14 protein-coding genes are annotated in these 13,240 nt (G+C 31.7%); 6 read left to right on the top strand and 8 right to left on the bottom strand.

What is annotated here, in order from left to right; translation table 11 throughout:
- On the top strand, positions 1-948 hold the full coding sequence (locus tag MOV50_RS11540) for a chemotaxis protein (protein ID WP_321778051.1): 948 nt from the start codon (positions 1-3) through the stop codon (positions 946-948).
- A 26-nt stretch (positions 949-974) separates the two neighbouring features.
- Here the strand turns inward: MOV50_RS11540 and MOV50_RS11535 are convergent, their stop codons facing one another.
- From MOV50_RS11535 to MOV50_RS11525, 3 genes are read right to left on the bottom strand one after another with little or no spacing between them, the layout of a single operon-like run.
- A complete protein-coding gene (locus tag MOV50_RS11535) occupies positions 975-2,300 on the bottom strand; it encodes a sodium ion-translocating decarboxylase subunit beta (protein WP_321778050.1) in 1,326 nt (441 codons plus the stop codon).
- Positions 2,301-2,304: 4 nt separating this feature from the next.
- Positions 2,305-4,101: a biotin/lipoyl-containing protein gene (locus tag MOV50_RS11530; RefSeq protein ID WP_321778049.1), complete on the bottom strand. Its 1,797-nt coding sequence runs from the start codon at positions 4,099-4,101 to the stop codon at positions 2,305-2,307.
- 8 nt (positions 4,102-4,109) lie between these two features.
- Complete coding sequence (locus tag MOV50_RS11525; RefSeq protein ID WP_321778048.1) at positions 4,110-4,340, bottom strand: OadG family transporter subunit; 231 nt, start codon at positions 4,338-4,340, stop codon at positions 4,110-4,112.
- A 136-nt stretch (positions 4,341-4,476) separates the two neighbouring features.
- On the opposite strand from MOV50_RS11525, the gene MOV50_RS11520 reads away from it, so the two are divergent.
- Both MOV50_RS11520 and MOV50_RS11515 read left to right on the top strand, forming a co-directional pair.
- Positions 4,477-4,782: a DUF3817 domain-containing protein gene (locus MOV50_RS11520; RefSeq protein WP_321778047.1), complete on the top strand. Its 306-nt coding sequence runs from the start codon at positions 4,477-4,479 to the stop codon at positions 4,780-4,782.
- 48 nt (positions 4,783-4,830) lie between these two features.
- Complete coding sequence (locus MOV50_RS11515; protein ID WP_321778046.1) at positions 4,831-5,127, top strand: hypothetical protein; 297 nt, start codon at positions 4,831-4,833, stop codon at positions 5,125-5,127.
- A 10-nt stretch (positions 5,128-5,137) separates the two neighbouring features.
- Here MOV50_RS11515 and MOV50_RS11510 read toward each other — a convergent pair whose 3' ends face one another.
- Entirely contained in the window at positions 5,138-5,638 is a 501-nt protein-coding gene (locus MOV50_RS11510) for a thermonuclease family protein (protein ID WP_321778045.1), read from the bottom strand.
- A gap of 48 nt (positions 5,639-5,686) precedes the next feature.
- Here MOV50_RS11510 and MOV50_RS11505 point away from each other — a divergent pair, with 48 nt between their 5' ends.
- The gene (locus tag MOV50_RS11505) at positions 5,687-5,851 is read left to right on the top strand and encodes a hypothetical protein (protein ID WP_321778044.1); all 165 of its coding nucleotides are present in this window, start codon (positions 5,687-5,689) and stop codon (positions 5,849-5,851) included.
- 8 nt (positions 5,852-5,859) lie between these two features.
- On the opposite strand, the gene MOV50_RS11500 is transcribed toward MOV50_RS11505, so the two are convergent.
- Positions 5,860-6,369, bottom strand: a complete 510-nt coding sequence (locus MOV50_RS11500) for a hypothetical protein (protein ID WP_321778043.1) — start codon at positions 6,367-6,369, stop codon at positions 5,860-5,862.
- 98 nt (positions 6,370-6,467) lie between these two features.
- On the bottom strand, positions 6,468-8,360 hold the full coding sequence (htpG, locus tag MOV50_RS11495) for a molecular chaperone HtpG (protein ID WP_321778042.1): 1,893 nt from the start codon (positions 8,358-8,360) through the stop codon (positions 6,468-6,470).
- 141 nt (positions 8,361-8,501) lie between these two features.
- On the opposite strand from htpG, the gene MOV50_RS11490 reads away from it, so the two are divergent.
- Positions 8,502-8,828, top strand: a complete 327-nt coding sequence (locus MOV50_RS11490; RefSeq protein ID WP_321778041.1) for a hypothetical protein — start codon at positions 8,502-8,504, stop codon at positions 8,826-8,828.
- Positions 8,829-8,831: 3 nt separating this feature from the next.
- On the opposite strand, the gene MOV50_RS11485 is transcribed toward MOV50_RS11490, so the two are convergent.
- On the bottom strand, positions 8,832-9,731 hold the full coding sequence (locus MOV50_RS11485; RefSeq protein WP_321778040.1) for an AEC family transporter: 900 nt from the start codon (positions 9,729-9,731) through the stop codon (positions 8,832-8,834).
- Between the two features lie 83 nt (positions 9,732-9,814).
- On the opposite strand from MOV50_RS11485, the gene MOV50_RS11480 reads away from it, so the two are divergent.
- Entirely contained in the window at positions 9,815-11,773 is a 1,959-nt protein-coding gene (locus tag MOV50_RS11480; protein WP_321778039.1) for an ABC-F family ATP-binding cassette domain-containing protein, read from the top strand.
- On the opposite strand, the gene MOV50_RS11475 is transcribed toward MOV50_RS11480, so the two are convergent.
- Positions 11,762-13,111, bottom strand: a complete 1,350-nt coding sequence (locus tag MOV50_RS11475) for a class II 3-deoxy-7-phosphoheptulonate synthase (RefSeq protein WP_321778038.1) — start codon at positions 13,109-13,111, stop codon at positions 11,762-11,764. The two genes, MOV50_RS11480 and MOV50_RS11475, sit on opposite strands and share 12 nt — an antisense overlap.
- Between the last annotated feature and the right edge of the window lie 129 nt (positions 13,112-13,240).

Below are 13,240 nucleotides of genomic sequence, written 5' to 3'. Positions count from 1 at the left end.
ATGTCAATTTTAGATAATGTAGACGCAGCCACAAACCTAGCAAAAAATAATGAGCTTCAACTTTTAGTTTTTAGAGTTAGTAACAGTGAAGAATCTGCTTATTATGCTATAAATGTTTTTAAAACAAGAGAAGTAGTTGAATCAAGAAATCATTTTTTAACACAAATTCCCTCTGCACATCCTCTTCTTGAAGGTACAATAACCCTTCGTGGATTACAAATACCTGTATTAAATCTTCCTTCATGGCTAGGAAATGATCTTAATAAAAAAGAATTGGCAATATCCAATATCTTAATCTGTGATTTTAATGGTATAGTTATTGGACTTAGAATTATGTCAGCTTTTAGAGTTATAAAGAAAAACTGGAATGAAATGCATGCTCCAGATGCTTATAGACTCAAAGATGACGGTTTAGTTATGAATGATACAAGACTTGATGATGGTTCACTTTGTCTTATTCTCGATTATGAAAAATTACTTTCAGATGTAATACCTCAAGCAATGGTTAATGTTCTTGAATCTCCTGCAAATTTAAATGAGCTTGATATACCATTGAAGTTAAAAAATGGTGAAGTTCTTATTGCAGAAGATTCAAAAACTGCACAAAGACACTTACGACAAATTTTCAAACATGCAAATATAAATATTAAAATTTTTGATAATGGAAAGTTACTTGTTGATTATATTCATGAAATGCCTGACACTTCTATCATTCCAGCAATCATAACTGATATAGAGATGCCAGAGATGTCTGGATTTACGGTATTAAAAATATTAAGAGAATTTGCAGGGACTAAACTTACACCAATAATAGTGAACAGTTCAATGACAGGTCATAACAATAAAAGAGAAGCTGAAGTTTTAGGTGCTAGTGGCTTTATAGATAAAACAAAAAGTCATAATGTAATTCCACTTATTGTAGAAACTATGAATGCAGTTAATCAATAGGCTTAAAGAAGCCTATTGATTGGATATTATTGAAATAGTGAGATAAGAACACCAGCCGCAACTGCTGAACCGATTACACCTGCAACATTTGGACCCATAGCATGCATAAGTAGCATGTTAGTCCGGTCATACTCCATACCAACTTTATTTGATACACGAGCTGCCATTGGAACTGCTGAAACACCAGCTGAACCAATAAGAGGATTAATCTTATTTCCTGGAAATTTATTCATAATTTTAGCCATAATAACACCCGCTGCTGTACCAACAGAAAACGCTACAATACCAAGAGCTAAAATAGCTAAAGTATCTGGAACTAAAAACTGGTCAGCTGCTAGTTTTGAACCAACACCAAGACCTAAGAAAATGGTTACAATATTTATAAGTGAATTTTGAAGAGTATCACTAAGACGCTCAACAACACCTGATTCTTTTAAGAAGTTACCAAACATAAACGCACCGATTAGAGGAGTAGAAGCTGGTAAAACTAAAATAGCTAAAACAAGAACCATAATAGGGAATACTAACTTTTCTAAACGAGAAACATGACGAAGTGTAGTCATTTTTATCTTTCTCTCTGCATCGGTTGTTAATGCTCTCATAATTGGAGGTTGAATAATCGGAACCATCGCCATGTAGGAGTAAGATGCAACTGCTATAGCTCCAAGAAGTTCAGGTGCAAGTTTAGACGCTATAAAGATAGATGTCGGACCATCTGCCCCACCAATAATTGAAATAGCCGAAGCTTGTTGAAGAGTAAAATCAACTATACCATACTGAGTTAAAGCAACTGCTCCGACAAGTGTTCCAAATATACCAAACTGTGCAGCTCCACCAAGAAGTGCAGTTTTAGGGTTTGATAGAAGTGGACCAAAATCTGTCATCGCTCCAACACCCATAAATATAATTATGGGGAACATCTCATTTGCTAGACCCATCTCATATATTACACCTAAGAATCCATGAGCACCTGCTATATTTGCAACTGGGATATTGGCTAATAAACCACCAAATGCAATAGGCAATAGTAAAAGAGGCTCAAAACCTTTTTTAATCGCTAGATAAAAAAGACCAAAAGTAATAAGAATCATCATAACTCTACCCCAAGACTTATGAAAATCACTCATATTATCACCATGAGAGTTTAACTCATTTGGATCTGGGTTAATTAATGCATTTATACCTGTTGACTCTAAAAATCCGCCTACCATTTCAGTAAACGATTGTGATTTATAAGTCTCTTCTTTATGCATTGAATTCTCAGCACTAGAAGCACCCTGAGTACTAGCAAAAACACTACTAAAGCTAAAAAGCATTAGTAGCGTTAATAGTTTTATAACAAAAGATTTCATATGCCTATCCTATTACTGCTACGACTTGACCTTCCACTACCTTGTCGTTTGTCGCAACATTGATAGATTTAACCACACCGCTACGAGTTGCAACTACATCAATTTCCATTTTCATAGATTCTAAGATTAGAAGTACATCACCTTCTTGAACACTTTGACCTGGATTTGCTACAAGTTTCCAAACGCTACCTGGAAGAAGTGCTTTTATAGAAACTTCATCTCCAGATGTTGCTGCAGGAGCTGCTGGTACAGATGTACTTTCACCATTTACTGCTGTAACTTGAATATCTGCGTCACCTTCTGCAACTTGAACACTAAACTTTTGACCATCTACTACTACTGTATAATTTCCACTACCCATATTTGAATTTCCTTCACAATCTTTTTTCATTTCTGATATTTTACGAACATTTAACTCACCCTTGCCTTTTAAGAAAGCTATTCCCTTCTCTTGGCATGCAGCTGCGATAAATATATTCTCTTCTGTAATTTCCAACTCTTCTTCTTTAAGTTTATTTATCCAATTTTCTAATGATTTTGAATAATCAGCATTTGCTAAATCAAGAGCATTATCAGTTGTTGGAACTAAATTCAACTTCTCAGAAGCAATTTTTACAATTTCTGGATCTGGAGCAACTGGAGTTTTTCCAAAATAACCAAGAACCATTCTTCCATATCCTGGAGCTATTGCTTTCCATGGACCTTGCATTACATTGTTAAGTGCTTGTTGGAAGTAAAATTGAGAAACTGGAGTTACGCTTGTACCGTAACCACCTTTTTTAACAACTTCTTGCATCGCTGCTATAACTTCTGGAAACTTATCCAAAATGTTGTTATCACGCATCATTTGAGTATTTGCAGTTAATGCACCACCTGGCATTGGAGAAAATGGAATTATTGGAGAAACCATAGTCGCTTCAGGAGGCATAAAATAATCGGAAAGACAATGCTGTAACTCTTTTTCATAAGTTAAAATTTTATCAATCTCTAAACCACCAAGGTCATAGTTCATTCCCTTAGTTGCATGAAGCATCGTTAAGATATCTGGTTGACTTGTTCCACCACTCACAGGAGCAGCAGCCATATCTATACCATCTATACCAGCTTCAAGAGCAGCCATATAAGCAGAAACACTTACACCAGCAGTTTCATGAGTATGAAGACGAAGATGTGTTCCTTCGGGAACTAAAGCTCTTGCCATTTTAATAGTATCAAAAACTTTTTGAGGATTTGAGGTTCCAGAAGCATCTTTAAAACAGATACTACTATAAGGAACTCCACTATCTAAAATCTCACGAAGAGTTTTTTCATAAAAATCAACAGTATGAGCGCCATGACATCCTGGAGGTAAATCCATCATAGTTACAACAACTTCATGTTTAAGACCATGATGGGCGATTCTCTCACCTGAATACTTTAAGTTTTCAACATCATTTAAAGCATCGAAGTTTCTAATCGTTGTAGTACCATGTTTTTTAAATAGTTTTGCATGCAAATCAATTAGTTCTTTAGAACCAGTTTCAAGCATTACTGTATTTACACCACGAGAAAGTGTTTGAAGGTTTGCTTCTGGACCAACAATTTTACGGAATTTATCCATCATTTCAAACGCATCTTCTCTTAGATAAAAGTAGAGTGATTGAAATCTTGCACCACCACCAAATTCATAGTGAGTTATTCCTGCTGTCTTTGCAGCTTCAACAGCTGGAAAGAAGTCGTTCATTAAAACACGACCACCAAAAACCGACTGGAAACCATCTCTAAAAGTGGTATCCATTATATCTATAAACTTTTTAGCCATTATAATCCTTAACCTTGTCTATGATGAGAAATTGCAGCTGTTATAGCTGCAATTATCTTTTTATTATCTGATTTTGACTCCACTACTGGATCCAAACTTGCCTGTGGCTCTGGAAAATACTTGTTTACTATTTTTGACATTGCATTCATCAAAAATATTAAAACAACAAGGAAAAGTAATACCGTTCCCATTCCCAAACCCATAAACTTGAAGCCCTCTAGTATGAGGTTAGTTTCCATAAAATTACCTTTTATAAATTTTGCCAAAAGTATAGTATAAAGATGTTTAAAGTTTTCTAGTCTTGTTTAAAAATTGTTACCTTTTGAGTATATACTTTCACTTAAGTTACAAATCCTAAAATAAAGAAAGAATAAAATGATAAAAAACAGCGTTAAAAAATTTGGTCAAATCAACTCCATAGAAGGCTATTCATACCTATTTCTATTATTTATAGCAATGCCTATGAAGTACCTTCTAGGCTTCCCTTTAGCAGTAAAAATAGCTGGCATGGTTCATGGTATTTTATTTATACTATTTTGTCTTTTACTATTACAAGCATATAAAGATGCAAAATGGTCTTTTAGTGAAAATATTATTTTCTTTATAGCTTCACTTATCCCTTTTGGAACATTTTTTTACAAAAAAAAGAATAAAATCTTACGAATAAGTTACAGAGCATAAATAAAGAATTATTTCGATAGAATACAAGATAATATAAACGGAGAAATTATGATAGCTGGAATGAATGAACAAGACTTTGTTGCATATATAATCTTTGGGATAAGCCTTAATTTTCTTTTTTCTATACTTTTTGGAATTTACCTTAGTCAAAACATAGGTATGCAAGAGATGATAGAATCAAAAGGCGATAAAGAACAATCACTTTTAGTTAGTCTAAGCCTTTTTGTTCCTTTTGCAAAAATGTTAATAACACTATATAGAGTAACGATACTTCAACTTTATTTTTTAAATAAAGGCTTCTCTCATAAAGAATTTTGGGTTTATATGACTCATAATGAAAATTAAAAAGCTTTCATTATTTTTCATATAACTCTGCTACACAACTTGTAAATATATCTTCATTCCATAAACCTTTTTTTTGCATCTTAGCTTTTTTTTGAGCTGCCGTATAATAATACTCAAACTCTTCATCTTTAAAAATTGGTTTTTTAATTGCCAAGCCTTCATTTAGAAGCAGTTCAGCTAAAGTAACCTGTCCTTTTGCATAGATTACACAGCCTGTCTTTTTATTTTCTATATGATAAAGTTGCTTATATTTTAAAATATTATATGTAAAATATTTTTTCTTTGGATATTTTTTGTAAAAAGCATCTATACTTTTTTGACACAATGAGTTGGTTTTTGATTTATTATATAAAGTTTCTAAAGCTAAAACACCATACAGATTGCACTTAAAAGTATAGTTATCCAAGCCAAATTTTTGTTTTTCATTTGAGATGATATTTTCAAGCCTAGCCAATATAATATCAGCATCTAGACTAAGAACAATAAAAAAGCAAAGAAATAATTTTAACATGATATAATTATACCAAGCTACAAACAAATATAAAAGGAATATAGATTTTTGAATGATTTTAAACTAAAATTGATTCTTAGCCTTCTAGGTGGAGTTGTATTTTCATTTGTATTTATAGTCCTCGCATTTGCTCTACCTTTAGAGAATCATAAAGTATTTAAAAGAGCTCCAAAAAGTGTTTTAGAAAAAGTATCTTATTCTATAAGAAAGTAAGTTAAACACTATAAAGAACTTTTTATCTCAATCAAGCGTAATGTTTCGTATGCACACTTTGGTCTTAACCTAATTGCACAAAACTCTAATGCTTCAACACATAAAGTAAGATAATCCAAATCTGTTTCTATCATCATTTCATCTAGTAATTTTTGTCCATCAAAAATACGCAAATTTTTAACAACACCCAAATTTTTATGAGCCAATTCTCTAAATTGTGTAAAGTCTAGTTTTCTAGATATATCTCTATTGGCTTTTAATTTTTCTAAATATTTTAAAAAAATAATTTTTGATGTAATTATTTGAGCAACATAGTCTTGGGCTAGTTGATTTACTAAATCAAAGTCTAGTCCTAACTCTTGCATAGCCTCATTGGGATTATAGTTATAATTTTGTATTTGTAAATTTATAAAGTGATTTTGTAAAAAAAGTGTAGTATTTTTTATCGATTTATCGATAAATATACGAACATTTGCATTTTGTTCTTGTCGTCTTTCTAATGTAGTTGTTTTATCCATGTGTTAAAGATATCATATTTAGTAAGTTTTATGCAACAAGTGTCCATCAAATGTGTATAAGTTTTATAAGTGCTACAAAAGCACTCATAAAAGAATAGTTATAAAGCTTTAGAAATAATTCTATTTAGTCTTGAAATAAAATCTGCTGTATCATCAAGTTCTTTTCCATCAAACAGTTTTGCTTGATCAAGAAGTACATGCGCAGCATCATTTACTAAATTTTGGTCAACCGAATCTTTAAGTTTTTTAAGTAACTCATGATTTGGATTTATTTGTAAAATCGGAGCAGGTTCTGGCATATCTGAATCTTGTCCCATTTGCTTCATCATTTGAGCCATCATATAAGCTTGATCTTCTTTATCTTCTTTTAGTTTTACAGGAGAATCAACTAAATCTGATGTAGTCTCAACAGATTTAACACTATCACCTAGTGCATCTTTGAGCTCTTTTGCTAAACCTTCATAAGTTTTTGCTACTTCTTCTTCAGCTTTTTTTTCTTCTTCACTCTCTTCAAACTTAGCATCTGCTACTGCTACTAATTTATAATCTTTATACTCAGTAACCATAGGAAAGATGATAGTATCAACTTCTTCATTTAAAACTAAAACATCAAGACCTTTTGCTTTAAATCTCTCTAATGCTGGAGAAGATTTTAACATTGAAAGAGAAGCTTTACCAGTAATATAGTAAATTTCTTTTTTATCATCATCGATATTTTTTACAAAATCTTCAATCATTACAGTTTCTTGAGAGTTTATAGTATTAAACTGCATAAGTTCTAAAATCTTTTCACGATTGTCATAATCATTATAAAGACCCTCTTTTAAAACATTACCAAATTCTCCGTAAAAAGTATTGTATTTTTCTTTATCTTTTTTAGCCATTTTTGCTAATTCTGAAAGAACTTTTTTAACAGATGTTTTTTTGATTTTGTCCATTGTTGGATTTGACTGTAAAATTTCACGAGATACATTAAGTGGTAAATCTTTAGAATCAATTACACCTCTTAAAAATCTTAAGTAAGTTGGCATCAATTCTTTTTCATCATCAGTAATAAATACACGGTTAATATATAGTTTAATCCCTGTTTTATAATCAACTCTAAAAAGGTCCATAGGAGCTTTTGATGGGATATAAAATAGTGTAGTATATTCAACTGCACCCTCGGCTTTATTATGTATCCAACTCAAAGGCTCTTCAGATGAATGTGCGATAGAACTATAAAAATCTTTATACTCATCTTTAGTAATATCTTTTTTAGGAATTGTCCAAAGAGCACTTGCTTTATTTATTTGCTCATTTACTATATCTGTTCTACTTGGCTCAAGTTCTTTGTCATCATCATCTTTTACAGCAGGAACAAAATTTTCTTTATCCATAAAAATAGCAAAAGGAATATGATTTGAGTATTTTTGAATAATACTTTCAACTCTATAAGTTTCTAAAAATTCACTCTCATCATCTTTTAGATGCATTACAATAGTTGTACCATGCCCATCTTGAGTTGTATTTTCTAACTCAAAAGAACCATCCCCTGTACTTGTCCATAAAAAGGCTTGGTCTTCACCGGCTTTTTTAGTTGTCACTTCTACTTTATCAGCAACCATAAAACAAGCGTAAAAACCAACACCAAACTGACCAATAAGATTTGAATCTTCTTTTTGATCACCAGTAAGGTTTTCTAAAAATGCTTTTGTACCTGATTTTGCAATGGTACCAAGATTGTCCATCAAATCTTGCTCATTCATTCCAATACCAGAATCTTTGATTGTTAAAGTTTTAGCTTCTTTGTTTACAACTATGTCTATGCGAGGTGCGAAAACCACATCTTTGTATTTATCATCTGTTAAAACTAACAAATTTAGTTTATCTAGTGCATCTGAAGCATTTGAAACCAACTCACGAAGAAAAATTTCTTTATTTGAATATAGTGAGTGAATCATTAAGTTTAGTATCTGATTTGCTTCTGTTTGAAATTGATGTTTTGCCATTTTAGTAATCCTATTTAATAATATTTCGTAAGTTTAGCGAAAATTAGTTAATAGATACAAGTTCTATCAATAAACTTTAGTCGTTAAGACTAAATAAACTTTAGTCTTGTTTCTATTTATATAAATTTGATATACTTTCGTATGAATGATTTTATAGATATGATAGAGCCAACTCCAAAACTACACTCAAAAAAGTGTAAACTTATTTCAATGCTATTAAGAATTTTTTTACAATATGGCATCTATATAATAGGTTTATTAGTTTGGCTAAAATATGACTACTTTATTGGCATCTCTACTTTTCTTTTGAGTTTTATAATTATGGGAATAGTTCGCTCAAAAATAAGAAATAGTGTAATACCGATTAAACAAAGAGAATATCAATACAATGACAAAGGCATAGCAGATTGGTACACTGCAAAAGAGATATGTAATGACCCTCTTGAGAGTAAAATAGAAAAAATATAATCTTTAAGTTATATAATTATGTAAAATCCAAGTAGTCAAAAAAGATATTAATATCCCATATCCAACAATAGCAGAACTAAGTCTTGGAGCTAAACCAGCCATAGATGCCACTGCACCTGCAGTAATCATAGGTCCCATACCTGCTTCCATAATAGAAACTAAAGCAGCTTTTCCTTGCCATGAAAAAATCGTAACTACTCCAATAGCTATAAGAGGAGATAAAATCAACTTAACACTAAGAGCACTAATAAATGGTTTAATATCATGAGGTGGTAATTTAAATCTAAGCTGTAAACCAACCGCAACCAATGCTAAAGGTACAATTGTACTTGCTAAAGATTCTAAAACACTTATAACAACTGGGTTAAATGTTCTTCCTATAAAAAACATTGATATTATAAGAAACAAAAAGGGAGGGAAGGTAATAATTTTTTTAGCAATCACTTTAACATCTACACTCTCTTCACTAGAATAATAAGCTGCAATAAAAGTACCATAGGTTGCAAGTGCAATAAATGAGCCTAACTGATCATACATAACAACATATGGAAGAGCACTATCACCAAGATATGCTTGAATGACAGGAATACCAACAAAAGAAGTATTTCCTAAAACTGCTACAAGCATTAAAGCACCTGTAACTTCTTTAGAAAAGTTCATTATTTTACATAAAGATAAAACTGCAACAGCACTAATCCCCATAACAATCCACGCAATAATAACAGGAATAATAATCTCAAAAGAAAAAGTAAGTTGTGGAATTTTAAGTAAAACCAAAGCTGGTAAAGAAATATATAAAATAAATTGATTTAAAATTATAGGTGTGTCTTTAGGGAAAATATCTTGTTTATTTATAATATAACCTATCAACATTGCTACAAAAATTAACGCAAAATTTTCCATACTTTTCCTTGTGGTTGAATTATAGCAAAGTTTATTATAACTTCATCAAGCTATAATTATGAAAATTAAACTTAAGATTATTTATGGCACTAATAGACCTACAAAATATCTCAAAACATTACTCCGCTCAAAAGATACTCACAGAGGTTAACTTTCATGTTGATGAGGGTGAACGCATCGTTATTATTGGTAAAAATGGTAGTGGCAAATCAACCTTGATGAAAATTGTAAATGGAACATTAACTCAAGATTCTGGGAACAGAATCACTAAAAATAATCTAGAAATAAAAATGCTAGACCAAAGACCTAACTTTAAAGAGGGACAAAGTGTTCGGGAAGCTGTTGAAGATGGACTAAAAGAGTTAAACGATGCAAAGAACAAATACAATGAACTCTCATTAAAACTAGCCGATGATTTTGACAATAAAAAACTTCTTGATGAGCATGAAAATTTATCTCGTTACATTGAGCATCATAATGCTTGGAATTTAGATGACAAAGTAGAGAGAATTATTAATCATTTTGATTTAAAACAGTATGAAGACAAACCCTTAATCCTTCTGAGTGGCGGAGAACAAAGACGAGTTGCTCTTGCTTCTTTACTCTTACAAAAACCTGATATACTACTTCTTGATGAACCTACAAATCATTTAGATGTATATATGGTTGAATTTTTGGAAGAGTTGATTTTAAAAGAAAAATTCACCCTTATATTCATCTCACATGATAGATATTTTATAGATAGAATTGCTACTAAAAGTATAGAAGTTGAAGATTGTACTTTACGAGAATACAAAGGTGGTTATAGTGATTACCTAACACAAAAATCAGAACATATAAGAACTCTTCAAAAACAACATGATAATCTTCTTGACATTTTAAAAAGAGAAAATGCTTGGTTTGCAAGAGGAGTGAGGGCAAGGCTTAAAAGAAATGAAGGTAGAAAAGACAGACTTATGAGTCTTAGAGAAGATGCTAAAACTAATCCTGCAAAAATAAGAAAAATGTCTATTGAACTTCAACGAGAAGATAAACATTTTAACCGAGACAAAAGCATAAACAAGCAAAAAATGCTCTTTGAAGTAGAAAACTTATATCTAACGCTAGGAAGCAAAGAACTTTTAAAAGACTTCACAACTCGCATACTTCAAAAAGATGTTATAGCCATAGTTGGACCAAATGGAAGTGGCAAATCTACACTACTAAGAGCTATACTTGGACGGCTTGAGCCAACAAGTGGAAAGATAAAACAAGGAGAGTTTAACATAGGTTACTTTGACCAACATAGAGAGATGCTAGATGATGATAAAAATCTTATGGAAACATTTTGTCCTCATGGTGGAGATAGAGTAAGCGTTCGTGGAAAAGATATGCATGTATATGGTTATCTTAAAAACTTTTTATTTCCTAGAGAATTTTTAGAAAAAAAAGTTGGTATTTTAAGTGGTGGTGAAAAAAATCGTATTGCTTTAGCTCTTCTTTTTACAAAAGATGTAGATATTCTCATACTTGATGAGCCTACAAATGATTTAGATATTCCAACTATAAATATTTTAGAAGAACAATTAACAAACTTTAGTGGTGCGGTAATCATTGTAAGTCATGATAGATATTTTGTAGATAAAATTGCAAAAAAATTATTTATTTTTAAAAGTGATAAACATATAGAAGAGTCTTATAAACAGTATTCAGAGTACTTAGAGATTGAAAAAGAAGTTCAAGAACTAGCTATTATGGAGCGTGAAAGCAGTAAAACTAAAGAAATTAAAATCATAAAAGAAAAACCTAAAACTGCAAAACTAACATTTAAAGAAAAAATGGCTCTTGAGAGTTTACCAGCAGAAATAGATGCTCTTGAAAAAAAAATAGAGAAAATGAATGAATGCTTAGCAAATCCAAAATGTTATGAAGACAAAGGGATAACACAACTAGCACTTGAACTCAAAGAGCTTGAAGAAACTTATGAATCAAAAATCGAAACTCTTTTATCGATAGAGGAAAAAGAAGAAAAGATAGAGCTTTGTAAAACTCTATCTTTTTGATTCTTTTAAAGTATCTGCTATTAAAAATGCCAACTCTAAAGACTGGTCTGCATTTAGTCTTGGGTCACAGTGAGTATGATAACGAGAACTTAAATCTTCTTCTGTTACAGTAAATGAACCACCAATACACTCAGTAACATTTTTACCTGTCATCTCTAGATGCACACCACCAGCGATAGTTCCCTCAGCTTTATGAACTTGAAAAAACTGTTTCATTTCTGTTAGTATTGCATCTACTGGACGAGTTTTGTAGTTGTTTGAAGATTTTATAGTATTGCCATGCATTGGGTCACAAGACCAAACAACTTTCATACCTTCTTTTTCAACTGCCCGTATAAGTTTTGGCATACCTTCGCCAACTTTATTTGCACCCATTCTAACTATAACATTTAAACGACCAGCTTCATTATTTGGATTTAATGTTTGACAAAGTTTAATCAAATCTTCAGGGTCCATAGTAGGTCCTGCTTTAACACCAATAGGATTTTGAACACCGCGTAAATACTCAACATGAGCACCATCTAATTGACGAGTTCTATCTCCTATCCATAACATGTGAGCAGAAGTATCATACCAGTCCCCGCTAATAGAATCTCTTCTAGTAAAAGCCTCTTCGTATGGAAGCAAAAGTGCTTCATGTGATGTATAAAAATCTGTTTCTCTTAAGTTTCTGTAAGTTTTAGATGTAATTCCACAAGCTTGCATAAACTTCAAAGAGTTTTCTATATCTTGAGCTAGTTTTTCATACTGAGCGCTTACTTCACTTTTATGTGCAAAGTCTAAGTTCCAGCTATGTACTTGATGTAAATCCGCCATTCCACCTGTTGCAAAAGCACGAAGTAAATTTTGAGTAGCAGATGCTTGGTTGTAAGCTCTTATCATTCTTTTTGGATCTGGAACACGAGCTTCTTTTGTAAACTCTACACCATTTATAATATCACCACGATAAGAGTCAAGTTCAACACCATCAAATATTTCTGTGTTTGATGAACGAGGCTTTGCAAACTGACCACCAAGACGACCAACTTTTATCACTGGAACTCCACCTGCATAAGTCATAACAACAGCCATTTGCATTAAAGCTTTAAATGTATCTCGTATGTTATCTGCGTGAAATTCACTAAAACTCTCAGCACAATCTCCACCTTGAAGTAAAAAAGCTTTTCCTTGGGCCGCGTCACCTAACTGCTCTCTAAGTCTTTTTGCTTCTCCCGCAAAAACAAGTGGAGGATAGTTTTCTAACTCTTTTAAAACTTTATTTAAATCATCTTTGTTTGGATAAGTCGGTTGTTGTAAAATCGGTTTTTCTCTCCAACTTGTAGGACTCCAAATACTCATAGTTATACCTTAAATTATTATTTTTTACATTCTACATTAAAACACCTAAAATAGCTATAAATACAACCCTTTACCTTTAATAAAAGTTTTTTTTATGCTTAGAATAGTATAATGGCACCATTAGTTACA

This window comes from Sulfurimonas sp., from assembly GCF_029027585.1.
In the GTDB taxonomy this organism is placed as follows: domain Bacteria; phylum Campylobacterota; class Campylobacteria; order Campylobacterales; family Sulfurimonadaceae; genus Sulfurimonas.
This window is presented reverse-complemented; position numbering and strand designations above follow the sequence as displayed.